Genomic DNA, 22,550 nt, shown 5'->3' with positions numbered 1-22,550 from the left:
TTTTTAGTCTGGTAGCTTTTCGAGCCACTGTTCGATTTTTTCCGTGATGACGTCTTCTCCGTCCGTTTCGGACACATCGTCGTATAATCCAAGCTCCGCGGCGGTGCGTGCCGTCACGGCAAGGATGTGACTATACTTGCCGCGTTGCTCTTTCACCGCGGACATTGTCCGAGCCTCGCTTGACCCGGATTCGTCTAAAATGAACATTTCGACATGGTCATTACAGACGTAGGCGCCGTACGGTCGATAGACAATCTCGTAGCGGCGATGCTGCTTCGGCAACTGGTCGGCCAAAAGCGCATATTTTTTCGAGCTCATCGTGACGTAGGCCAGACGTTTCTCATCCCGGACCGCCGTCGAGTATCGGATGATCCGGTTGCGTCCGTCCCGTTTCGCCTTGTAGAGCGCTTCATCCGCATACGCACACCATTCCCCGAGCGTCATGCCGAGCTGACAGACACGGGTATAGCCGATCGACACCGTCACGTGATGCTCGTACGGGAACGTCATCTGTTCGATGCGCGTCCGAACACGTTCGAGGACGGCATCGACAACGGCCCGGTCCGAGACGTTCAAGATGATGAGAAACTCCTCACCACCGTAGCGAATCAATTCGTCGCTCGAACGGATCGCGAGCCGAATCTCTTCAGCGACCCGGTGGAGCACTTCATCCCCGTATGCGTGACCGAACGTGTCGTTCAGTTGCTTGAAGTGATCGATGTCTAGTAAGGCGAGCGTAAAACTCTCTCCCGAACGTTCGAGCCGGGACATGAAGCGACCGAACGTTGCTTTTAAATATTTACGATTGAAGGCGCCGGTCAACTCATCGATGAGTAGCGCGTTCGAGACGAGACGCGCCTTTTCGATATGCAACCCGAGACGGACAAGACGTTCTTCCATCGGGATCCACGACTCCCAGTAGTCATCAAAGCCATACGAGTAAGCGGCGAGACGATAATGTTCGTTCGTCCCGATGACGATGAGCGGTACGTATAGTTTTTTCATTTTGCTGACAAACGATTGGATGTCACGTTCAAGGAAGTTAGGCCATAGCTCCACATCCATGATGATCGCTTTCGGCACGTCTTCATAATCGTATTCGACGGCTTCTTCCAACGTCTGTAAAAACACCGGTCTCGCCCCAAGTTTTTCGATGCGCGATTTGTATCGGCTGAACGTCGAGAAGCTCGCCGCCAAAACGAGCACGAGATCCTCATCTTCTTGATCGATTCCGAGAATCGTATGTATGTAACGTTTGACCGGTGCAAGCAACGCGTTCGCTTCCGCCTGCGATAAGACGGGTGGTAAATCCCGGACTTCCGACTCGACACGGCTGAATATTTCAAGTAAATGCATCAGCCGCCGCTTCCGGACTTCCGTCTTCACCCAACTTAAAAGAAATTCGATATCGTGTGTCGGAAGCTGTCGTGCCTCCGTCAGTTTCGATAATATATCGTGTACGCGATCTGTTGGTTGATGCTCCATTCCCGACCCCCCAGTTTCGTTCTTCCCGAAATTCGCTTCTGTCTTCGATTATGCGACTTCCTACACGAAAATACAACTATTTCCTCATTTAATTCCTATTGTTTGCCATATCGTTAGTACTTATGTCCTAAAATAAATAAGAGAACAGCGGCTTTTCAGCCGCTGTTCTCTTATTTTTCCACTTTTAAGTTCGGAGACGTCATCTCTTCCGGACGAATCCACTTGTCAAATTGTTCCTCGCTCAACAATCCGGTTTCAAGCGCCGCTTCTTTAAGCGATGTCCCTTGTGTATGAGCCAACTTGGCAATTTTCGCCGCGTTCTCATAACCGATGTGTGGGTTGAGCGCCGTGACGAGCATGAGGGAGCGTTCCACGTTATGGGCAATCACATCCAAATCGGGCTCGATGCCGACCGCACAGTGTACATCGAACGAATGCAGACTGTCCGTCAACAAACGGCACGTCTGTAAGAAGTTGTACATGATGACCGGTTTGAACACGTTCAATTCAAAATTTCCTTGGCTCGCGCCGAACCCGATCGTCGCATCGTTGCCGAGCACTTGGGCCGCCACCATCGTCAACGCCTCGCTCTGTGTCGGGTTCACTTTACCCGGCATGATCGAGCTGCCTGGCTCATTTTCAGGTATCGTGATTTCACCGATACCGGCACGTGGGCCTGAGGCGAGCCAACGGACGTCGTTGGCAATCTTCATCGCATCCATAGCAAGCGCCTTCAACGCACCGTGTGTGAACACGAGCTGGTCGTGGCTCGTGAGCGCATGGAATTTGTTCACAGCCGTCACGAATTGTTTTCCGGTCTCCGCCGAAATTTTAGCCGCGACGACTTCCCCGAACTCAGGATGAGCGTTAATCCCAGTGCCGACGGCCGTTCCGCCGAGCGCGAGTTCCGTCAACGGGTCGAGCGTCCGTTCAATCATCTGTTTTGATAATTCAAGCATCCGGACCCAACCGCTGATTTCTTGCCCGAGCGTGACCGGCGTCGCGTCTTGCAAGTGGGTGCGTCCAATTTTGACGACGTCCATATACGCCTCTGCTTTTTTATCGAGCGTCGCATGTAGCGCCTCAATCGCTGGGAGGACTTTGTCTTCTACCGCGAGGATGGCTGCGATATGCATTGCTGTCGGATACGTGTCATTTGAACTTTGTGATTTATTGACGTCATCGTTCGGATGAATCGTGATCGACTGACCGCGTGCTTTCAACTTGTCGTTCGCCAAATGGGCGATGACTTCATTGACGTTCATGTTTGATTGCGTACCCGAACCTGTCTGCCAGACGACGAGCGGAAACTCGGCGTCGTGGTCGCCCGCCACAATCTCATCCGCGACTTCGGCGATAATATCCGCCTTGTCCTGCTCGAGAACGCCGAGTTCAGCGTTAGCCAAGGCAGCGCCTTTCTTCAAAATTGCGAACGCATGCACGACCTCAAGCGGCATCTTCTCCGTCCCGATTTTAAAGTTTTGCAAGCTCCGTTGAGTTTGTGCGCCCCATTTCGCTGAAGCAGGAACGTTGATTTCCCCCATCGTGTCCCTTTCAATCCGATATTCCATGAAAATTCCCCCTCTTTTTTTGACTACGCTTTCATTCTAGCGAAACTTATGTGAAAAAGAAACGGGCGTGGCGTCAAATCTAAAAAAAGTCGAGACCTTGTCCCGACTTTTTCAATCATTCCCTTAATAACGCCTGTTTGGCGACGCGGTCAGCCTTGTTTTCACTACGTGGCACCCATTTGATGAATGTGACGGGCAACTCATCATAAGCGATGAGCACCTCAAGAAAAAGCGGCTTTACCGAACGATCTTTTAAGAACCGTTGTTCAAGTGCCCGAACGATTGTTTCGGCGTCCGAGTGGATCATGAACGTCGTCTCACCGTGTAACCGATGGGCTTGTTCAAGCGCAAAGCGGAGCGCGGCGAGCTCGGCTTGGACGCTCGTCAGTCCCGATGTTTTGTGTGTATGGATACTGACCGTACCGTCCGACGTCTTCATCCAGACCCCGAGGCCGACCTCGCTCGTCTGTTGATTCGTCGCCGCATCAAAATAGATGTGAACCAAACCGGTACGCCTCCCAGTCTGTCTCGATCGGCGCATGCACGTCGATACGCGACAATTGCTTTGACAACAACGCGATTTCCTCGTGTCCGTCGAGCTTCTTCGAAAACTTGCGATGTGCCTCGAGCAGTTGCTCGTTCTTTAGACGTTCGTACAGGATTTCAACGGTATTATACGATTGAACGAGCAACGTCGCCGTCTTCGGTCCGATACCGCGCACACCGGGGATGTTGTCTGACGCATCGCCTTGGAGTGCCTTCACATCGACGAACTGGAGCGGTTTGATGCCGTATATGGACTCGAACAGCTCGCCGTTCATAAGAACTTCTTCTCCTTTTTTCGGGACGATTTGAAACACCGTATCCGATAACAGTTGGTGCATGTCGCGGTCTGAAGAGTACAAGTATGATTCACCTGGAAACTGGGTCGCGACCGCTCCCATCAAATCATCTGCCTCATAACCGGCAAGTTCAGATTGAAAAATCCCGCGTTCTGTCAACGCTGCTCGCAATTTGACGTAGTCGTCAAATAACGGTTCCGGTAACCCGGTACGCGTCGCCTTATAGTCCGGAAACAGGGCGAAACGATGAGTTGATTCACGGGGGCCGTCCCAGAAGAAGGCGATATGAGTGAAGTCGTTCGTCCACCCATCCACTTTTCGAAGCAATCCTTTCACCGTTACGTCAGGGTCGAGCGCACGGCGACGCTCCGTCGCAAAATAATAACGTGATAGCAAATTAAAGCCATCCACTAGCATGAGTTTCATATTTGATTCACCTCGCAAGCTTTTAATCCACGTTCGAGCGCATCGCGGTCGAGTTCTTTTCCGATCCATACGAATACGGAACGGGAATCGTCGCTCGCCTCGTTTGCGAACGTCGCTCCCATGAGCTGGTTCGTCGCCTGCACGACAAACTTGGACGCCTCACCGTCTAATCGGACAATCGCCTTCAAACGGTACAAGTCCTCCTCATAATGCATGAGCACTTCACGCACGTAACGTGTGACGCGGTCTCTGGCGAGCGGAACGTCCGTCGTTAACGTGATGGCGCGGAGCGAAGCGACCGAACCATGTCCATCCGTCAACTCCGACAGCACGGTTTCGTCGACTCGAGAGAGCTGGAACGTGTTCTCGAGCAAGTCATAATCTCCTTCTGTCTGTACCGTCTCGATGACACGCACGGTCGGATTGATGGTCCGAATCCGCTCATAAGCTCGCTCAAGCGCCGCCCTGTCCACAAGATCTGTCTTGTTTAACAAAATCATATCGGCGTAAGCGATTTGATGGATCCCTTCGATGAACAAATCACGATCCATCTGGCTCGCATCGACGACGGTCAAGATGGCCGTCAATTTAAAGCGTGACCGTAAGTAATCATCATAATAGATGGTCTGAATGATTGGGGCCGGATCGGCGACCCCTGTCGTCTCGATGACGACGCGATCGAACGTCTTGTCACGAGCTGCGAGTTGATAAAACGTCTTGCTCAAATCATTTTGAATCGAGCAACAGATACATCCGTTAGACAGCTCGATCTGTTCTTGGTCCATTTGGACGATCAATTGTTCGTCGAGATTGACCGAACCGAGCTCGTTGACGATGAGCAAAATGCGTTCATTCGTCGCGGCGAGCAATCGATTCATATATGTCGTTTTACCGGCGCCTAAAAAACCGGTCACTAATTGCACGGGAATCATCACGTATACCTCACTTCATAGATTGTCATGGACTCGTGCCCATTTTTCATAGCGGGCGTCGAGCAAGTCGATCAAGTGAAGGAGCCAGCCTTCCGTCGTCACCGGGAGCACGCTCGATCCCCATTCCCGCTTCCCGTGGTGCGATAAGATCATATGCCAGATTCGGTGATGGACGTCGAGCGGCAACACGACGCCCGCGCTGCGTTGGCTCTTCTCGAACAACAGCCCACCATACGGCATATGACCGATCAAACTTCCCATCGGGTTGATCGAGATGCCTGTCGTCTCACTCGTGCCACTGACGGCGAACAACTCTTCGAATCGTCGTGGTGACGATAACAGGTGACTGTACTCGTATAACTTGCCGATATCATGGAACAAGATGCCAAGGGCAAGCTCATCCCAACGTAACGGTTCTTTCAACTCAGCGATCGCCTCACACGCCGCATAGAGCGACTCGAACGTCCCACGGAACGCTTGCTCGACTTTTACACCGTTCATCGTATTCCATACGTCTACTTTGTGCAACTGCTCGGCTTCTTTAATTATACGAAACGCCGTCGCCAAGTAATCGTCTTGTTCTTGGATCCGATAACCGAGCCGCAGCATACACGTCGTATGCTTCAATAGCCCACCGGCGTAGTTGTGATGATGATACAAAGCCGCTGGCGCCAAAACGAAATCGTCCCACACATCTTCGAGCAGCGCATAGGCGATTTTCTGGGCGTCTGATGACAGCGTGGATAGGAGCGCGAACAGCTCTTCAGCGAACTGTTCGATCGTCTCCTCACCTGGCAATCCCGGCAGTAACGACACCGCCTCGTCGCGTGAGATCGGTTGCACTTTGTCGATGGTGATCGACTTGGCCCCGTCCGGCTTCGGATAGACATCGATTTTTCCTGAAAGTTCGACGACGCCCGATTCGTAAATCGGCAACAGCTGATCTTCGTTCCCGCGCAACCAATGTTTGGCGCGAATTAATCCGCTTGCCGTCGTCACGTTCAGTTGGAGCCACTTCGCCCCTGATTTCCCTTCTCGGACTTCGACAGTGCTGACGAGCGCCTTCGTCTGAACGGGTGTCCCGTCCGTAAGATCTGTCAGACGTTCGTCGGACTTCTCCATCGCCGGGATACGATACGTCTGTCGGTCGAACGTTCCTCCGGTGACCGGATCGATCTGTTGATAATATTTCATGTTAGCCCCTCCTTCACATCTGTGCCCATTGTACCGTGTTTTACCCTTGTAGGCGAACATACTTTCGTTATAGGTGGAAAAATCCGCTCGATATATTGAAAGCGCTTACCTTTATTGATACGATATAGATAGTTCGAAAAAGGGGGAATCGACATGATTTCATTAATTGATACGTATGAACGTTTCATCGCGACAGGGGAAGCGACACGTTATGCGAACGACCATCCGACCATTCAACATATTTTAGACGCGGCCGCCTGCCCGGTACCTGAAGCCGAGCTTGAGCAAGCCGTAACCGGTCATGCCGGTAATCCATATACGCACGACTCGGTGCTTGAATCCGTGATCGAGCACGAATTGAAAGGGGCGATGGCAGCCCTCATCGTCGCCGGTTATCCGGTTCAAACGCCGCTCGCGAAAGCGGTCGTCCTATCGGCGTTCGCGCGGACGAACCGCATGAACATCGAGAAGCTAAAAGAGCTCGGCCATGCCGACTTGCTCGTCCGGATCCAATCAGCGGAGCGTTCTTGGAAGCGGACGTTCGCCCATCTGTATCGTTCGGCACCGGCCCAGCTATGTGACCAACTCGAATCGATTCTCGGCGGTTGCGCGATTCATCGCGTCCTCGAAGCGATCGACCGTGATCCGAACGTAAAAACGGCATAAGAAAAGAGCGGTCCCCGGGCCGCTCTTTTCTTATGCGTTAATCAACCTTCTGTCACTTCAACCGCATCCGGCTCATAAAGCGTGACGTTTCGTGCTGGCGAGAACGTCGAAATCGCATGCTTGTAAATCAATTGTTGGCGCCCCTCCGACTCAACGATGACGGTAAAGTTGTCAAACGACTTGATAACGCCCCTAATTTGAAACCCGCTTACTAAAAACACGGTCGTCGGCACCATTTCTTTGCGTAACTGGTTCAAAAAGTGGTCTTGGATGTTATAGCTTGCCTTCATGTTGCATTCCCCCTAGTCTATGTCTCTTTCAAATAATCGGAATTTTCGAAAAAACCCCTCAACCTCATCATAAATATTTTTATACGATAGTTCAAATGATTTTCTTCCCATATCTACCCAAATCCCATCAAATTGATGGCGGAACCACGTTAATTGCCGTTTCGCGAATTGTCGCGTATGTTGTTTCAGCGTCTCCCGCATCCGTTCTTCGGACATACGTCCCTCGACGTAAGGTACGACTTCCTTGTACCCGATCGCTCGCATCGCCTGGGTATCTCCATATCCTGATTCGAGAAGCCGCTCCACTTCCTCGATGAGTCCCGAGGCGAGCATGACGTCCACCCGTTCGTTGATACGCTCGTATAATACGTCACGATCGGCGTGCAAGACGAACAGTTTGTACGCGTAGTGTTCAGACGGCGCGCTGTCCATCGTTTGAACATCTCCTTGTAGCGCCACCTCGAGCGCCCGGATGACACGACGGACGTTATTCGGATGGATGAGTTCGGCACGTCTCGGGTCAAGAGATCGCAACCGCTCATGTAACACTGCAGCGCCTTGTTGTTCCGCTTCTTGCTCGAGCTTCGAACGCAACGCCTCGTCGACCGGACGTTCCGTGAACTCGTAATCATATAATATCGACCGAATGTATAGGCCGGTGCCGCCGACGAGAATCGGCAGCTTCCCACGCGCATATATATCGTCAATCGCCGCGCGGGCGAGTTGTTGGAACTTGGCGACACTCATCGGTTCATCCGGATCACAGATGTCAATCAAGTGGTGCGGGATGCCCTCCGCTTCTTCGACCGTTACTTTGGCCGAACCGATGTCCATTCCGCGATACACTTGAACCGAATCTCCCGAAACGATCTCACCATTGAACGCTTTCGCCAGTTCGATCCCGGTCTTCGTCTTCCCGACTGCCGTCGGACCGACGATGACGATGACTGGTGTTTTTTCCATCTTGCTCACTCCTCAAACGAAAGACCGTTTCGTAAGGAAACGGCCTGTCAAATTCTTCGTTTAATTGTATCATCAAATACGACGGCAAACAGCATCCATCCACATAATAGTAGCCCAAGCAACAAAACTAATCCATCACTCATGTAAGTCCGCCTCCTTTTCTTTCTCATTCCCCCTTTTCACATTTTAGACACAATTTAACCCGCAAAAAAGACGCTCACGGGGAGCGTCTTTCATTGGGTCACTTCGACGAGACGGCGTTGCCGCCAAATCGTGAAACTGAAATAAAGCACGGCCGTGCCGCTCGCGGCCCACCAGATGACCGTATAGAGCGGAGTCGTCAGCCCGGCGAGACCGACCATCGCAGGTACGATCAACGTGAGCCAAGCGAGGACAAAAGCGACGCGCGCCGTCAACGCATCGACAGGACGACCGAGTCCCATGCCGAGGAAAAACAGCGCCCAAAGGAACGCCCAAAACGCCCACATCGCCCCGTCCACAAAGTCGGCACGTCCGAAGCCGATGCCTGCGTAAAACAGGGCCGCAATCGCGACGAAGAGTGAGAACCACCCGACGCCTCGCCCGTCCATGTCAAACAAGAACGTCACGCCGACATACAAGTACGTGAAGGCGAACAAATAAATGCCGGCATACCCGAACACTTCGGCCGGCGCGGCGTTAACGACGAGCCACGTCGCGATGAACGCTTGCAATATACCCGTGAACAAGCTGAACACGCCAGCGCTTTTCACATCGACTTTCCCGAACATGACGAGGCTGTTTAAAAACAACGCCACGCCGCCAAACAATAAACTAATATTCCCCACGAGCATTACTCCTTTGTACAGATGTCAGACGTCTTTCGATATATCCACTGTACTGTGAATTCGCTTTCAATGCAAGAGGGGAAATCGCTGTTCACGAGAACGCCTTTATTCACTCGTTCTCGAGCGTTCGAATCGCTTCGTCGATCCTGTCTTGCTCTTCATCTGTGAACGTCGGGAACTCAGGGTCGATCTGTTCTAACACATCGATCATGACCGAAGAGACTATGTAGCGGGCGTACCATTCATCGTCGGCTGGCAACACATACCACGGCGCATGTTCGGTCGCCGTATTCGACAACACGTCGGCGAAGATGGCTTGATAGTTTTGTATGCATCGATATCAATCACTTGGATACACCTCGCTTTTTTTCATACCTTTCCTTTTACCCATAAGTTCATAGCCAGTATCGCCCACAAAAAAACACCGACTCCTTTCGAAGTCGATGTCTGTCTGTTAGTTGATGCCGACCGCGTCGAATGACTTCGCTGCCGCGACCGCTTCCGGGCTCGTCGCACCGTACAAGTCTTTCGCCGACTGCACGACCGCCTGACGGAGGCTTGAGAAGTTCGAAGTAGGTGTCAAGTATACCGTGAGGGCACGGTAGTAGATGTCCCCCATCTTCATGACGCCCACGCCTTGGACCGAGATGCCGTAATGCGTGCCGCCGTTTCCAAGCAGGTAGGCCGCCTTGTTGACGATCCCTGAGTTGATATGGACGCCACCGTTATCTTGTGTGCCTGTGTAACGTTTCGAGTAGTGGTCCGGGTCGCCGTAAGCAGCCGGGTTCGCCATCGAACGGAGTCCATCGCCGGCGACGCCAGGCGTGTAGATGTCTTCCCCGATCAACCAGTCAAAGTCCGTGCCGACGCTGTACTCGGCGACCGTCCCGAAGATATCCGAGACCGCTTCGTTGATCGCCCCGGACTCGTTTTGATAGATGAGCCCTGCCGTGTACTCCGTGACGGCGTGAGACAACTCGTGGGCGACGACGTCAAGCGCACCAGAGAGGTACGTGAACGTTTGGCCGTCCCCGTCTCCGTAAACCATCTTACTGCCGTCCCAGAACGCGTTGTTGTAACTGCGGCTATAGTGGACCGTCGAGTTAAGCGCGGCCCCGTTGTTGTCGTAACTGTTCCGTCCATACGTGTTCTTGAAGAAATCATACGTCTTCGTCGCGTTGACGTGCGCGCTGACAGCGGCCCGGTCGTACGTCGTGTTCAAGACGTTATCGAGGTCGGCCCAAAGCGCACCTGGAAGTGTCGTGCGGTTTTTCGCGTCATACGTGTAAATCCCTTTACCGCGAGTCGAGTCTTGAAGATAGTAGTACGAGCCGCTCTTCGTCGTCTTGAACGTCTGGCTCTGTCCGAGGACGTCAATGCCCGTTCCCGTGTACGTCGTGCCGGTCACCCCGTTCGTCGGTTTCGCATGCGCCAGCTGATTGTATTTGTTCAACACTTCTCCGCTCGCCGCGTCGATGAAATACGTCCAACGTGACGGCTCGTCCGCGTCAAGGATCGTTCCCGTCACTTCATACGCATATACGGAAGAATCTCCTTGTGGATAGACGACGAGTTCTGCTTTCGGTTCAAGCTCATACGCGCCTTGATGACCGACGAGCTCTTTATAGCGGTGGATCGCTTTTTGTTCGTTCAACTTGATCGATTTATGTAACCCTCTGACTTCTTTCGTATCATCGACAACCGTCTTCAATTGACCAGACTCATCGACGACACCGACGACGATTCCACCGAACACCGGTACCCCGTCAACGGTCTGTTGCAATTTGACGACTTGACCGACTTTGTCTTGCTTCGATTCGAGCGTCTTGAACTGCCCTTTCGCTTTCGCATATTCTTTGACGATTGTCGTCGGGGCCTCGTTCGACGGTTTCGTCAACGTGCCCGATTTGAGTTCGCTCGCACCGACGAGTTGCGGTACGAGCAAGACGCCGGCGATGATCGATGTGGATAATACTTTTTTCATTTGTGTGTCCCTCCTTATGTGGTGATTCAAACTTTACATAGTTTCACACAATTAAGATATCCAACTTTTTAATTATTTTGATAATTTGAAATATTAAGTCAATAGAACTAGTTCTTACTTCCCGATTAGCCCTTTTAACCGCACAAAAAAACGTCGCCCGTGAAGGCGACGCCAAATCAATACACATCTTTTTGCGTGAAATGATAAAACGCGAATGCAAGAGCAGCTAGTGACCAGAGCGTGATCACGACGAGCGAGAACGGTAACGTCATCCCATCGATCGGGGGTGCCTGCCCTTCGAGATAGGTATGAAGGCCGAAGTTGACGTTGACCAAATACTTCGAACTGTCCCAATTCGACCCGAGCGACGTCAAAAGCGGACCCGAGATGAGGACGGCCATCATGATGCCAATCCCGGTCGCCGTATTTTTGATGACGACCGACACCATGAGTGCGATCGTCCCGACCGCAGCGACGACGAACCAAGCGAGCCCGACGGACATGAGCAAATATTGCCACATCGGCAACGTATGCACGAAGTCGGTCGAAAACGTTCCAGTCGGCGAGGCTTGGAAGCCTGTCAAGATCGGCGCGGTCCATCCGTCCCAGCCGAGCACGATCCCGGAGATCGCATAGCTGACGAACGCCGTGATGAAGATGAGTAGCGACGTGTACAATAACGTCGTCATCCATTTTGCAAGTAAAATCTTAAAGCGCCGGACCGGTCGAGACAAGAGCGTCTTAATCGTCCCGTCGTTATGCTCGCCGCTGACGATATCGGCCATCAAGACGATAATGAAGAGCGGCAGGACGAGCGTCGTCCCTTGTGAGAAGAAGACGCGCATGAACGTCGGTGCCCCCGGGTAACTCGGGTTAATGTCGTTATCTAAGTAATATTGGTTCTGTTGCACCCGAAATTCGAGGATTTGCCGGAACTCGTCTTGGACGTTCGCCGAGGCGAGCCGGTTTTGCGTGTCGATAATCTCTTGCTGCAAATCGACGCGCCAGTCAATCGTTCCCTGTTCTTCCCGCTGCTTCTCGATCTGTCGATAGTTCGCATACGTGAACATCGAGACGAGGACAACGAGAATCGTCGAGACGACAAGCAAACGTCGTTTGCGATGAATCTTTAACACTTCATTTCGAATCAGTCCGATGATTGAAGGATTAGACAATGTGGTCACCCCCGGTCAACGAAATAAACAACTCTTCGAGCGTTTGAACGCGTCGCTCTAGACCGGAGACTGCGACGTTCCGCTCGAGTAAATAGCGGTTCAAGTCGGCGGTATCCTCCAAGTTCATCGAGACGCGAATCGTCCGTTCATCGATGACGTCGGCTTGGGTCACCGAGTCAAATCCGCGCACAATCGGGAGTGCCTCGAAGCTGTCCGGTACATGAACGTCGACCGTCGAGGCGAGCTCGTTGATCAAGTCCCCGACCGTGCCGACTTTGACGATTTTGCCGCGTGACATGATGGCGACGCGGTCGGCGAGCAGTTCAATCTCGGCTAAAATATGGCTCGAGACGAGCACGCTTAAGCCCGTCTCTTCGACGAGTCGGCGGATGAAAAGGCGCAAGTCACGGATCCCCATCGGGTCGAGTCCGTTCGTCGGCTCATCTAAGATCAAGACGCGCGGGTTGTTGAGGAGCGCTTGGGCGATCCCGAGCCGTTGCCGCATCCCGAGCGAGTACGTCTTCACTTTGTCATCGATGCGCGCCGTCAAATCGACGAGGTCAATCACTTCTTGGATTCTCGCCTCAGTCACATCCGGCAACATGCGGGCGAACACTTCCAAGTTTTCTCGGCCGCTCAAAAACTTGTATAGCTCCGGGTTTTCGACAATCGCCCCGATTTGGTTCATCGCTTGGACGAATTCTCGTTCGACGTTATAGCCGCAGATCGAGACGGTCCCGTTCGTCGGTTTGATCAAACCGACGATCATTCGTATCGTCGTCGTCTTCCCGGCTCCGTTCGGTCCTAAAAAACCGAACACTTCACCTGGGAACACATCGAACGACATATTGTCGATAATCGTCTTTTTCCCAATCACTTTTGTCAATTGATCAATCTTCAATGTTGGTTGCATCGTCTCACCTCTTTTCCATTCTAGCGGACGCAGGCATGATCTGTCCTATTCGAACATTCACATAGGGCAGGTTCGGGAATATTTGATATGATAGTGGCAACGAAAGCGAGGTCATCAGATGAAAAATCGAAAATGGTATGCCTTTTTGATTGGTACGCTGTTTCTCACGGGGACAGCATTATATGGACTATGGATCGGTTATCAGGACATCGTTCATCCCCCGGAACGGACACTCTCCGTGAACGAAGACTCCCGCCCGGCCCCGGAAGGCGAAGTGTTCGTCGCACTCGGTGACTCACTCACACGCGGTGTCGGATCAACGTCCGGCGCTGGTTACGTCCAGCCGGTCAGTCGAGTGTTGCAAGAAGACGGCATCCGCTCACAAAACTTGGCCGTCTCCGGTGCCAGAACCGAAGACTTGCTCGCCCAGCTCGAGCAACCTGAAGTACGACGTACGATTGCGAACGCCCGGTACATCACGTTGACGATCGGGGGCAACGACTTGTTCAACCGCGGTGAGAACGTCGACAATTTCGATTCAGTCGATATTGAGCAAGTTGTCACCGACGCGAAAACGAATTTGAATGACATCTTCGCTGAATTGCGCGCTTTAAACGATAACGCCCAAATCATTTACATCGCCCTCTATAATCCGTTCCAAGACAATGAGAACGGTCAAGCGTTCAACCAACTCATCCTCGATTGGAACGCTTCCGCCGCGAGTTTCGGCAATACACATCGCATCGACGTCATCGACCCGTTCGCCTATGTGTCCGACGTCTCCCGAGACTTAGCGACCGACCAGTTCCATCCGAGCGACCGGACGTACGAGAAGTTTGCGGAAGACGTGTTGTTCGTCCTCGATTAATAAACAGGCCTGATCAAAAAATGATCAGGCCTGTTCGCGTTCATAACGGACGTACCAGCTGTCTGCCTCTTGACGTATCCCTGTGCCGTACCATCCTTCTTCTAACCGTTCCGCCTGCAACGACGTGTCTGCCATGTCAATCCATTCCGTCTCTCCGCTCGGTCGCCAGCCGGTATGGAGCTCTTTCATGAAAATATATCGAAGCTTGCCGCCGTACTTCCACTTCAACGCTCCAACCCGTAATCCAAGGGCAAACTTGTCTTTTAGACTCGGAATGTTGAACGGGGCGACGGTCGCGCAGACGAGGTCGAATCGGCTATCTTGGCTCAACTCCTCCATCAACAAACGGCCAAGATGTTGTTGCAGCCGATATCCACGAAAAGATGGGTGCACGTTCGTCACTTCTTGATAGATGATCCGGGCGAGCAAATGCTCGGGATAACCGATGTCCCGTCCGAGATGTTCGTCGTCGATCGGAGGGATGAGCAGCGCTCGAAACGCGATCAACGTCTCGTCATGAAACGCTCCAAGTATCGTCTTGTCCCCCAACAATTTTAAAAACTCTTCAGTCGAGAGCGACTCATACTGGCTCGCGAACGCCAACTCGGCCACGACAGCGTCTTGAACCGCTTCGATCGCCGGGAGGTCATGTTCCGACAAATAGCGGACGTTTAGAGTGAGTCCGTTCCATACCCCGGTCCATACGCCGTCCCCCATCAGCCGCTCACCTCATAACGTGCCGTCGTCAATCGCTCGAGCACGGCTTCATCGACCTCGATCCCGAGACCGGGTTGATCGTTCAATCGAATGTGTGGCAAATCATACGACAAGTTGCCGATGTCTTCAGAGAAGCGGAGCGGCCCCGTTAATTCGACCGAATGGACGATTTTGCTCGAGAAAGCGACGTGGAACCCGGCGCTCGAGGCGACGGACGATTCGACCATCGACCCGATTTGACACTCGATACCAGACATCTCAGCGACGTGTAATAGTTTTTTCGCCGGATAGATGCCCCCGCACTTCATCAGTTTGATGTTCACTTTGTGGGCCGCCTGCATCATCGTCAATCGACGCATCTCGTTCATGCCGCGGACGCCCTCGTCGATCATAAGCGGCACATTGATCTTCGATTTCACTTCGACCATGCCCTCGAAATCATCGGCACGGACCGGCTGTTCGACCCAATCGATGTCGTAACCGTCGAGTTGCTTCATCGCCTGGAGTGTCTTCCCGGCATTGACCCAACCTTGGTTCACGTCGATTCGAATCGGCACACCGGGCCCTACCGCTTGACGTACCGCCGCGACGCGCTCGACGTCTGAAGCGACGTCGACGCCCACTTTCATCTTGACCGACGTGTAGCCCGCCTCGATTTGTTGCTTCGCCTCGCGCGCCATCGCTTCCGGCTCTCCGATGCTTAAGACGTGTGTCACCGGGAAGGCGTCATGGTAGCGGCCACCGATCCATTCATAGACCGGGAGCCCGAGCTTCTTCCCGACAAGGTCGTGACACGCGATATCGAGTGCCGCCTTAGCGGCTGGCACGTCACGGATGGCCCGATCCATCGCCTCATGGATCTGTTCGAGATGCATCGGGTTTTTACCGATCAACATCGGTCCGAGCAAGTGACGGATGACACTGATCGTGCTCTCGAGCGACTCGCCGGTGACGTGTTCGTCAGCGACGGCTTCGCCATATCCGACATGGCCGCATGCGCTCGTCATTTTGACGATGACCGACGGCATGTCGTCATAACGATGATAACTGACGATAAATGGCACTTTGAGTGGTAACCGAATCGCAAATAATTCAATCTTGTCTATTAACATGTTGTTTGCTCCTTTACTTATAACGTGTCGTTAGTTATATTGTCGTTAAATAGTCGCTATATTGCAAGGAGGAGTTTTCATGACCATCCACATCGCCATCGTCGGTTCGACAACATTTGTCGAGACCGTTTCACACGCCGCGCCGAAGTTTGACGACGTACGCTTCTCCCACTTCACGTATGCTCATCCTCGCGAAGCGGCCGACATCGCGACACAGCTCGGGTCTTTCGACGGCGTCTTTTTTTCTGGATCGTTCCCTTATGCCTACGCGTCGCCTTTTTTGAACGAGACGATCGCCCATCACGTCGTACAAGATGAGACCGTCCTCTTGACGACCGTCTTATACGCGACGCTCACCCAAAAGCTTGCCCTCGATGAAGTGACGATTGATGTGAACGAACCGGAACGGTTACACACCATCTTCACGTCGTTCACCGATTTGACGCAACCTGCTGTCATGAAGATCCATCCAGATGTCGATTTCTCAGACGTCTTTCGTTTCCACGCCTCCCATCAACAACGTGACACCAAGTTGGCCGTAACGAGCATCGAGCGGGTCCATCGGCAACTGCTCGAAGAAGGATTTAACAGCCAACTTATGATCGAACCGGTCAGTACGGTCATCCGCCACCTTGAAAAACTCATCGATCAGGTCCGGAGACATCTCGCCGACCTGTCCCAGTTCGCAGTTGTCCTTTACGCCTCGACGAGCGCTTCGTTACACGAGTACTTGCGTACGATGCGTCATCAAGGTCACGTCGAAATTCAAGACGATACAATTTTGTTGCTCACGACGAAAGGCGAGATCGTACACGCCCTCGAGGAAGCGACGTTGTCCCCTCGCGATGACGACTCCTTGATCGGGATCGGGTATGGCACCGACTACAAGATGGCTTTCGAGCATGCCCGCATCGCCTTGTCCGCTTCAACCGAACAGCAGCTAAGAATCGTCGATGCGGCGAAACGGTTGTCGTTCCCGGCCAGCGGCGAGACCGTCCAGTATCGGGTGACCGACGAGATCGCGTTTGATATGGTCAAACGAATCGGCATCAGTCCGGTAAACGTCGGTAAGATCCTCGGCTTTTCGAAACGAAAGCATGAGTTCACCGCCAAAGAACTGACCGACTACCTCGGGGTATCTCGACGGACGACGGAACGGCTCATCAAAAAACTTCATGATGGCGGATTCGTCGACGTGATCGGCGAGGAGATGAGTTATGCCCAGGGACGTCCCCGCGCCGTCTATATCTTTAAGTTACCCTCCTGAAGAAAGGCGCATCGCTTATGGGCGACGCGCCTGTTCTTATTGTGCTTGCTGTTCGATAGGCGCTTCTGCCTTTAACACATGAAGCTTCGCAATCGTGAAACCGGTGAACGCGTAAACGATCGAGATGACCGGTACGATGAAGTTCAAGATGGCGTATGGCGCATATTCGAACACCCCGACGCCGAGCGTACCGAGAATGAACACCCCGCACGTGTTCCATGGAATGAACACCGACGTGAGCGTCCCGCCGTCCTCAAGCGCACGGGATAGGTTTTTTGACTGAAGTCCCATTTTCTCGTAGGCACCGGCAAACATGCGTGCCGGGACGACGATGGATATGTACTGTTCAGAACACGTCGCGTTCGTGGCAAAACCGGCTAAAATGGTCGACGCGATCAGTGAACCGGCCGACTTCGCAAGTTTCACGATTTGATTCATGATCGATTGGAGCATGCCCGAGTATTCCAATATTCCTCCGAACGTCATCGCGACGATCGTCATCGAGACGGTGTACATCATCGCGTCTAAGCCGCCCCGACTGAACAAGTTGTCGACGAGTTCGTTTCCTGTATCAATGACGTACCCGCTCTGCAACGCCCCGACGCTATCAGCGAGCGAACCGCCTTGGACGACGACTTGAGCTAGGAAACCGAGCGCAATCCCGACGACGAGCGCGGGGATGGCCGGCACTTTTTTCGCGACGAGCACGATGACGGCAAGCGGGACCAACAACAGCCATGGTGAAATGAGGAAGCTGTCCTTTAAAATCACAAGCGTCTGCGTGATCTCAGACGAATCCGTCGACGTCTCGCTAAACCGTCTGCCAATCCAGAAATATACTCCGAGCGCAATCAACAATCCCGGAATCGTCGTGTAAAGCATATGACGAATGTGTTCAAATAAATTCGTGTGTGTCAGTCCGGCTGCAAGGTTCGTCGTATCTGATAGCGGCGACATCTTGTCCCCGAAGTACGCCCCCGAAATGACCGCCCCCGCGACCATCGCTGCCGGAATCCCCATGCTGAGGCCGATCCCCATGCCAGCGACCCCGATTGTCCCCATCGTCGACCAAGAACTGCCGATCGATAAGGCGACGACCGCACAAATCAAACAAATCGTGACGAGAAAATAGGCTGGCGAAATGATCGTCAAACCGTAGTAAATCATCGTCGCAACGATGCCTCCCCCGATCCATGCGCCAATCGTCAAGCCGACGAGAATGATAATGACAACGGCCGGCAATGCGAGCCGAATCCCTTTGTACATCATCTCCTCGATCTCTTTCCACTTGAATCCATGTTTATAGGCGACGATCGATGCGACGGCCGTCCCGATGATGAGCGGGATGTGCGGTCCTTGCTCGAGTAAGACGATCGCCACGAGCATGACCCCGATCATGACAAGTAGCGGTAGGATCGCCCACCCGAGCTTCATTTCTAGTTTGTTCCCCTGTTCCATACGTTTTCCTCCCCGATAGCGAAAAATTCAGAATTGTCGTTATATTGTCGCTAATAGGAATATGATAACGCTTACATCAATTCTTGGCAATAAAAAAAAAGACGAAAGCGTCATGCTCTCGTCTCAATCCCGCTCTACCGCTCGCCGTATCGCTTCAGCGAGCAGAAGCGCACCTTCTTGCAGGACGGACCGATCAAACGTCATCTCGGGATGATGGAGGCCTGGTGTCAAGTTCGCGCCAATGCCGATCATCGTCGCGTCAAGGTCCGGCTGTTTCACCGTATAAAAATGAAAGTCATCGCTTCCGGACGTGACGATGCGCTCGACGAGTGCCGATGGGCCGTACCGTTCCAAAATCGCCTCGCTCGCCTGACGGCTCGACTTTGGTCCGACGACGGCGCCTGGCGTGAAATCTTCCCATGCCCAGTCGATTGTCACCCCATGAAGGCTGGCGATTTGCGCCAGCATCACTTCGACCCGGTCACGTAAAGCGAGCAATTCATCGTTTGCTTGCGCACGCACATCGATCGAGAACGTGGCGTTGCCCGGGATGATGTTCAAGTTATCACTTCCCGCCTGCACGCCCGTCAACTTGATCGAGTGCGGCTCGAACGGAGACAGATAGATACTTTTCAACTGTTGCTGGATCGTGAATATGACGTCGAGCGCGTTTTGGCCTTGATGCGGACGCGCACCGTGGGCATCGGCACCGATGACGCGTCCTCTTAAAAAGATGGCGGCCCCGTGTTGAATCGTCGCCGCGAACTGACCGAGGGCGAGTTCTTCTGCCGGGCGCAAATGAATGCCAAACAGCTGGGTCACGTCGGCAAGTGCACCTTTCTCAATCATCGCGAGCGATCCGTTCCCTTGTTCTTCGGCCGGTTGAAAGATGAACCGAATCCGTTTGGTCAATGCCTCACTTCTCAGCACGTCGAGCGCACCGAGCACCATACTGATGTTGGCGTCGTGACCGCACGAATGGTTTGCTTTGAACGTTCCGTCAACTTGTTGCCATAAGGCGTCAATGTCTGCTCGGACGGCAATGACTTCCTCCCCTGAACCGATTTCGGCGATGACGCCGGTGACGTCGTCAAACGTCTCATGACGTACTCCCCATGTCGCCAAGATATTCGCGATCGTCGACGTCGTTTCAACTTCTTTCCAACTCACTTCAGGATGAGCGTGAAAGTGTTCGAACCACGTCAGTACGTTTGTACTCATGTAGCATCCCTCCGTATGTACATTATATTTTCTTGACTCCTTTGATCAGCACCCACTGCAGCGGCAGACGTGCCCATGTCACCCAGTTCGGGATTGGCTTTCCGCCGATACGCGTCGGTTTCAGCGCCATATTGATGTTTGCCGGGAACACGGCGAGCAAGAAGGCCGGCAACGTCTTTTTGACGAAACCCGTTCCGCGGTTCATGAGCAACAACGCCCCGTAGACGATTTCAATCACACCGCTTGCCTGAACCATAAATCGCTTGAACGGCCAAGACTTCGGAATGATGGACATAAAGGCACGCTCTTGGACGAAATGCATGATTCCGGCTCCTAGAAACAACATGCCGTATAACGAACGGATCATATGAACTCCCCCTTTTTTTAAGCATACCAAAAAAGGCGGGCAACATGCCCACCTTTACAATGCCGAACCGTTCACGTTTTGTATCTCGACGTCAACTGTATCCGTCTGACCGTCTCGAATATATTCAATCGACACCGTCCCGTCCGTATCACGGATCAATTCGCTCCGGAGGTCGATGAAAGAAGACACGTCTTGGTCGTTGATTTTGACGATGACATCGCGTGCCTGTAGCCCGGCCCGTGCCGCTGAACTGTTCGCCTGTACATCGATGATAATTGTCCCGTTCGTCACCGATTCTGGCAAGTTGATCTGTTCCGTCAAGTATCCCGGAGGAAATTCAGACACGTCCCGGAGCGACACGCCGAGAGATGGATGGTTCACTTCCCCCGTCTGCTCGATTTGATTGATGAGCGGCAAAGCGATATCGATTGGAATCGAGAATCCGACACCTTCCACGGAGTCGGTCGCGATTTTCATCGAGTTGATACCGATCAATTGACCTGCTTCGTTGATGAGCGCGCCGCCTGAGTTACCTGGGTTGATGGCAGCGTCGGTCTGGATGACCTCGGCGTTGAAATCGGCTTGTCCGTTCTCGTCCGTGTCGACCGGTACGAGACGGGACGTCGATGAGACGACGCCGCGCGTCACTGAGTTCTCAAACTGACCGAGCGGGTTACCGATCGCGATGACCGTTTGCCCCGGCTTCAACTCACCAGACTTGCCGATATTGATCACGGCCGGCACGTCGGCCGCATCGACTTTCAAGACGGCCAAGTCATACGTCGCATCGCTGCCCATCAAAGTCGCATCCGCCGTCTTTCCATCGTTGAACGTGACCGTCAAGCGGTCTGCGCCGTTGACGACGTGATGGTTCGTGACGATATATGCGGCGTCGCCTTCTTTTTTATAGATGACCCCGGAGCCGACACCTGCCTCGACCGATTGGCTAGAGAAACCTTGCGTCGCGAAATTGTTCACGGTCACGACGGCCGGTTGCGCGGCAGCGACGGCATCCGTCACGGACGTATCCCCGACGTTCGAAGACGTCTGAAGCGGCGTCCCTTCCGATGTGACCGCCGTATCGTTCACGTTGATCGGTGTTTGATCCAAGAATGGTAACGCGACCGCCCCCGTGACGAGCGCGCCGATGACCCCGCCCACAAAGCCAGGGAACATCCGCCCGACAAAAGACGGTTTAGCTTTTTGCTCGACACGTGGCTGTTCCGGCGGACGGGTCGACGAGCCGAGCTCCGAGTCGAGCCAATCTTCGCGTCGTTTGTCTTCAGGTGTGTGATCGTTTCGTTCCATGTTGATTCATCTCCTCAATGATGTTTCCTCTAATCTTTAACCTGATTATAATCGGAACCAATCCGTTCATCGAGAATTGACGGAGCGTTTACAAGATTCTTCACAATTTGCGTCAATGTCAGTTTAGACGATGACGTTCCGCAACGTCCCAAGCCCGGTGATCGATACTTCGACCGTATCACCCGTCTGCAAATAGACGGGCGGCTTCATCCCATGGCCGACCCCGGCCGGTGTGCCCGTCGCGATGATGTCGCCCGCTTCAAGCGTCATCCCTGTCGATAACGTCCGGATCAGTTCTTCAATCGGTCGAATCATCTCGTCTGTCGTTCCGGACTGACGTTTTTGTCCGTTCACCGTCGTCTCGATTGTCAACGGGAACGATAGCTCGTCCGGAGTGACGACGTATGGACCGATCGGACAAAACGTATCAAACGATTTACCACGGAAAAACTGGACATGCTGCTTTTGGACGTCGCGCGCGGTAATATCATTCAGGATGGTATACCCGAAAATATGGTCCGCGACGTGTTCAATGTCTCGACCGGACTTACCGATGATGACGGCGAGTTCACCTTCATAGTCGAGCTGGTCGGTCAGTTCCGGATGCCGCTCGACGACCGCCTCGGGGCCGACGACCGTCGTCGGTGCCTTCGTGAAGATGACGAGTTTCCCGGCGCCGGCCGTGTCCATCTCTTTCACGTGCTCTTCGTAATTCTTCCCGATACAGATTACGTTTTTAAGCGGACGGTACGGCGCGAGCAGTTTGACCGAATCGAGTGGATAGACCGGAGCGACATCGAGGTCGATGTCCGGCTCGAATTCGCGAGCGATCACTTCTAATAACGAGTTCGTATGTAATTGATTGCTGACGTCATAGACGTTCTCACCTTCGACGACACCGACCGCCGCTTCCCCGTCACGTTCATATGTACACCATTTCATGTAAATTCCTCCTTTTTATCAG

The 22,550-nt window shown here is 53.1% G+C and carries 23 protein-coding genes; 3 read left to right on the top strand and 20 right to left on the bottom strand.

Features of this window, described 5'->3' with window-relative positions:
* Positions 1–3: 3 nt before the first annotated feature.
* The 6 genes from L971_RS10025 to L971_RS10000 form a co-directional block, all read right to left on the bottom strand.
* On the bottom strand, positions 4–1,485 hold the full coding sequence (locus L971_RS10025) for a GGDEF domain-containing protein (RefSeq protein WP_047375615.1): 1,482 nt from the start codon (positions 1,483–1,485) through the stop codon (positions 4–6).
* Positions 1,486–1,655: 170 nt separating this feature from the next.
* Positions 1,656–3,056 (bottom strand): class II fumarate hydratase, encoded by a 1,401-nt coding sequence (gene fumC / locus L971_RS10020; protein WP_024370283.1) that lies wholly within the window; start codon positions 3,054–3,056, stop codon positions 1,656–1,658.
* A gap of 115 nt (positions 3,057–3,171) precedes the next feature.
* A complete protein-coding gene (locus L971_RS10015) occupies positions 3,172–3,561 on the bottom strand; it encodes a reverse transcriptase-like protein (protein WP_047375613.1) in 390 nt (129 codons plus the stop codon).
* The gene (locus L971_RS10010) at positions 3,542–4,324 is read right to left on the bottom strand and encodes a 5'-3' exonuclease H3TH domain-containing protein (RefSeq protein WP_024370281.1); all 783 of its coding nucleotides are present in this window, start codon (positions 4,322–4,324) and stop codon (positions 3,542–3,544) included. The genes L971_RS10015 and L971_RS10010 overlap by 20 nt, the downstream gene beginning before the upstream one ends.
* Positions 4,321–5,256: a GTP-binding protein gene (locus tag L971_RS10005; RefSeq protein WP_024370280.1), complete on the bottom strand. Its 936-nt coding sequence runs from the start codon at positions 5,254–5,256 to the stop codon at positions 4,321–4,323. The genes L971_RS10010 and L971_RS10005 overlap by 4 nt, the downstream gene beginning before the upstream one ends.
* A 15-nt stretch (positions 5,257–5,271) precedes the next feature.
* Entirely contained in the window at positions 5,272–6,450 is a 1,179-nt protein-coding gene (locus tag L971_RS10000; protein ID WP_024370279.1) for a hypothetical protein, read from the bottom strand.
* A gap of 153 nt (positions 6,451–6,603) precedes the next feature.
* Between L971_RS10000 and L971_RS09995 the strand changes: the two genes are divergently transcribed.
* A complete protein-coding gene (locus tag L971_RS09995) occupies positions 6,604–7,116 on the top strand; it encodes a hypothetical protein (protein WP_024370278.1) in 513 nt (170 codons plus the stop codon).
* Between the two features lie 41 nt (positions 7,117–7,157).
* On the opposite strand, the gene hfq is transcribed toward L971_RS09995, so the two are convergent.
* The 7 genes from hfq to L971_RS09960 all read right to left on the bottom strand — a co-directional run bounded on the left by hfq (position 7,158) and on the right by L971_RS09960 (position 13,268).
* Positions 7,158–7,406 carry an RNA chaperone Hfq gene (hfq, locus tag L971_RS09990; protein ID WP_012726185.1) on the bottom strand — a complete coding sequence of 83 codons (249 nt, stop codon included), beginning with the start codon at positions 7,404–7,406 and terminating at the stop codon, positions 7,158–7,160.
* A 12-nt stretch (positions 7,407–7,418) separates the two neighbouring features.
* A complete protein-coding gene (gene miaA, locus L971_RS09985) occupies positions 7,419–8,369 on the bottom strand; it encodes a tRNA (adenosine(37)-N6)-dimethylallyltransferase MiaA (protein WP_047375610.1) in 951 nt (316 codons plus the stop codon).
* Between the two features lie 233 nt (positions 8,370–8,602).
* Positions 8,603–9,196 carry an AmiS/UreI family transporter gene (locus L971_RS09980; RefSeq protein WP_029335212.1) on the bottom strand — a complete coding sequence of 198 codons (594 nt, stop codon included), beginning with the start codon at positions 9,194–9,196 and terminating at the stop codon, positions 8,603–8,605.
* Positions 9,197–9,305: 109 nt separating this feature from the next.
* Positions 9,306–9,527 (bottom strand): hypothetical protein, encoded by a 222-nt coding sequence (locus L971_RS09975; RefSeq protein ID WP_081648556.1) that lies wholly within the window; start codon positions 9,525–9,527, stop codon positions 9,306–9,308.
* A 123-nt stretch (positions 9,528–9,650) separates the two neighbouring features.
* Positions 9,651–11,180: a M4 family metallopeptidase gene (locus tag L971_RS09970; protein ID WP_024370274.1), complete on the bottom strand. Its 1,530-nt coding sequence runs from the start codon at positions 11,178–11,180 to the stop codon at positions 9,651–9,653.
* 176 nt (positions 11,181–11,356) lie between these two features.
* Entirely contained in the window at positions 11,357–12,355 is a 999-nt protein-coding gene (locus L971_RS09965) for an ABC transporter permease (protein ID WP_034799926.1), read from the bottom strand.
* Positions 12,348–13,268: an ABC transporter ATP-binding protein gene (locus L971_RS09960; protein ID WP_024370272.1), complete on the bottom strand. Its 921-nt coding sequence runs from the start codon at positions 13,266–13,268 to the stop codon at positions 12,348–12,350. Before L971_RS09960 ends, L971_RS09965 begins: the two co-directional genes overlap by 8 nt.
* 118 nt (positions 13,269–13,386) lie before the next feature.
* Here L971_RS09960 and L971_RS09955 point away from each other — a divergent pair, with 118 nt between their 5' ends.
* Positions 13,387–14,136 (top strand): GDSL-type esterase/lipase family protein, encoded by a 750-nt coding sequence (locus L971_RS09955; RefSeq protein ID WP_024370271.1) that lies wholly within the window; start codon positions 13,387–13,389, stop codon positions 14,134–14,136.
* A 24-nt stretch (positions 14,137–14,160) separates the two neighbouring features.
* On the opposite strand, the gene L971_RS09950 is transcribed toward L971_RS09955, so the two are convergent.
* The gene (locus tag L971_RS09950; protein ID WP_047375608.1) at positions 14,161–14,853 is read right to left on the bottom strand and encodes a hypothetical protein; all 693 of its coding nucleotides are present in this window, start codon (positions 14,851–14,853) and stop codon (positions 14,161–14,163) included.
* A complete protein-coding gene (locus L971_RS09945; RefSeq protein ID WP_029335221.1) occupies positions 14,853–15,965 on the bottom strand; it encodes a mandelate racemase/muconate lactonizing enzyme family protein in 1,113 nt (370 codons plus the stop codon). The genes L971_RS09950 and L971_RS09945 overlap by 1 nt, the downstream gene beginning before the upstream one ends.
* A 79-nt stretch (positions 15,966–16,044) precedes the next feature.
* On the opposite strand from L971_RS09945, the gene L971_RS09940 reads away from it, so the two are divergent.
* Positions 16,045–17,232: an HTH domain-containing protein gene (locus tag L971_RS09940; RefSeq protein ID WP_047375607.1), complete on the top strand. Its 1,188-nt coding sequence runs from the start codon at positions 16,045–16,047 to the stop codon at positions 17,230–17,232.
* A gap of 36 nt (positions 17,233–17,268) precedes the next feature.
* Here L971_RS09940 and nhaC read toward each other — a convergent pair whose 3' ends face one another.
* From nhaC to L971_RS09915, 5 genes are all read right to left on the bottom strand, one after another.
* Positions 17,269–18,690: a Na+/H+ antiporter NhaC gene (nhaC, locus tag L971_RS09935; protein WP_047375604.1), complete on the bottom strand. Its 1,422-nt coding sequence runs from the start codon at positions 18,688–18,690 to the stop codon at positions 17,269–17,271.
* 123 nt (positions 18,691–18,813) lie between these two features.
* Positions 18,814–19,911, bottom strand: coding sequence for an amidohydrolase (locus L971_RS09930; RefSeq protein ID WP_047375602.1), 1,098 nt, complete (start codon positions 19,909–19,911; stop codon positions 18,814–18,816).
* Between the two features lie 22 nt (positions 19,912–19,933).
* Complete coding sequence (locus L971_RS09925; protein WP_029335228.1) at positions 19,934–20,278, bottom strand: membrane protein; 345 nt, start codon at positions 20,276–20,278, stop codon at positions 19,934–19,936.
* 54 nt (positions 20,279–20,332) lie between these two features.
* Positions 20,333–21,586, bottom strand: a complete 1,254-nt coding sequence (locus L971_RS09920; RefSeq protein ID WP_024370264.1) for a S1C family serine protease — start codon at positions 21,584–21,586, stop codon at positions 20,333–20,335.
* 123 nt (positions 21,587–21,709) lie between these two features.
* Positions 21,710–22,528 (bottom strand): fumarylacetoacetate hydrolase family protein, encoded by an 819-nt coding sequence (locus L971_RS09915; protein WP_047375599.1) that lies wholly within the window; start codon positions 22,526–22,528, stop codon positions 21,710–21,712.
* Positions 22,529–22,550: the final 22 nt, after the last annotated feature.

Origin of the sequence: Exiguobacterium sp. ZOR0005 (assembly GCF_000798975.1) — a bacterium.
GTDB classification, from domain to species: Bacteria; Bacillota; Bacilli; order Exiguobacteriales; family Exiguobacteriaceae; genus Exiguobacterium; species Exiguobacterium aurantiacum.
The sequence above is the reverse complement of the archived record's forward strand: the minus strand, read 5'-3'. Positions and strand labels throughout refer to the sequence as shown.

What these genes read in the sequence shown, in the direction of transcription:
- L971_RS10025 (WP_047375615.1), bottom strand. Translation starts at nt 1,485, where the DNA reads ATGGAGCATCAACCAACAGATCGCGTACACGATATATTATCGAAACTG.
- fumC (WP_024370283.1), bottom strand. Translation starts at nt 3,056, where the DNA reads ATGGAATATCGGATTGAAAGGGACACGATGGGGGAAATCAACGTTCCT.
- L971_RS10010 (WP_024370281.1), bottom strand. Translation starts at nt 4,324, where the DNA reads ATGAAACTCATGCTAGTGGATGGCTTTAATTTGCTATCACGTTATTAT.
- L971_RS10005 (WP_024370280.1), bottom strand. Translation starts at nt 5,256, where the DNA reads ATGATTCCCGTGCAATTAGTGACCGGTTTTTTAGGCGCCGGTAAAACG.
- L971_RS10000 (WP_024370279.1), bottom strand. Translation starts at nt 6,450, where the DNA reads ATGAAATATTATCAACAGATCGATCCGGTCACCGGAGGAACGTTCGAC.
- L971_RS09995 (WP_024370278.1), top strand. Translation starts at nt 6,604, where the DNA reads ATGATTTCATTAATTGATACGTATGAACGTTTCATCGCGACAGGGGAA.
- hfq (WP_012726185.1), bottom strand. Translation starts at nt 7,406, where the DNA reads ATGAAGGCAAGCTATAACATCCAAGACCACTTTTTGAACCAGTTACGC.
- miaA (WP_047375610.1), bottom strand. Translation starts at nt 8,369, where the DNA reads ATGGAAAAAACACCAGTCATCGTCATCGTCGGTCCGACGGCAGTCGGG.
- L971_RS09970 (WP_024370274.1), bottom strand. Translation starts at nt 11,180, where the DNA reads ATGAAAAAAGTATTATCCACATCGATCATCGCCGGCGTCTTGCTCGTA.
- L971_RS09960 (WP_024370272.1), bottom strand. Translation starts at nt 13,268, where the DNA reads ATGCAACCAACATTGAAGATTGATCAATTGACAAAAGTGATTGGGAAA.
- L971_RS09955 (WP_024370271.1), top strand. Translation starts at nt 13,387, where the DNA reads ATGAAAAATCGAAAATGGTATGCCTTTTTGATTGGTACGCTGTTTCTC.
- L971_RS09950 (WP_047375608.1), bottom strand. Translation starts at nt 14,853, where the DNA reads ATGGGGGACGGCGTATGGACCGGGGTATGGAACGGACTCACTCTAAAC.
- L971_RS09945 (WP_029335221.1), bottom strand. Translation starts at nt 15,965, where the DNA reads ATGTTAATAGACAAGATTGAATTATTTGCGATTCGGTTACCACTCAAA.
- L971_RS09940 (WP_047375607.1), top strand. Translation starts at nt 16,045, where the DNA reads ATGACCATCCACATCGCCATCGTCGGTTCGACAACATTTGTCGAGACC.
- nhaC (WP_047375604.1), bottom strand. Translation starts at nt 18,690, where the DNA reads ATGGAACAGGGGAACAAACTAGAAATGAAGCTCGGGTGGGCGATCCTA.
- L971_RS09930 (WP_047375602.1), bottom strand. Translation starts at nt 19,911, where the DNA reads ATGAGTACAAACGTACTGACGTGGTTCGAACACTTTCACGCTCATCCT.
- L971_RS09925 (WP_029335228.1), bottom strand. Translation starts at nt 20,278, where the DNA reads ATGATCCGTTCGTTATACGGCATGTTGTTTCTAGGAGCCGGAATCATG.
- L971_RS09920 (WP_024370264.1), bottom strand. Translation starts at nt 21,586, where the DNA reads ATGGAACGAAACGATCACACACCTGAAGACAAACGACGCGAAGATTGG.
- L971_RS09915 (WP_047375599.1), bottom strand. Translation starts at nt 22,528, where the DNA reads ATGAAATGGTGTACATATGAACGTGACGGGGAAGCGGCGGTCGGTGTC.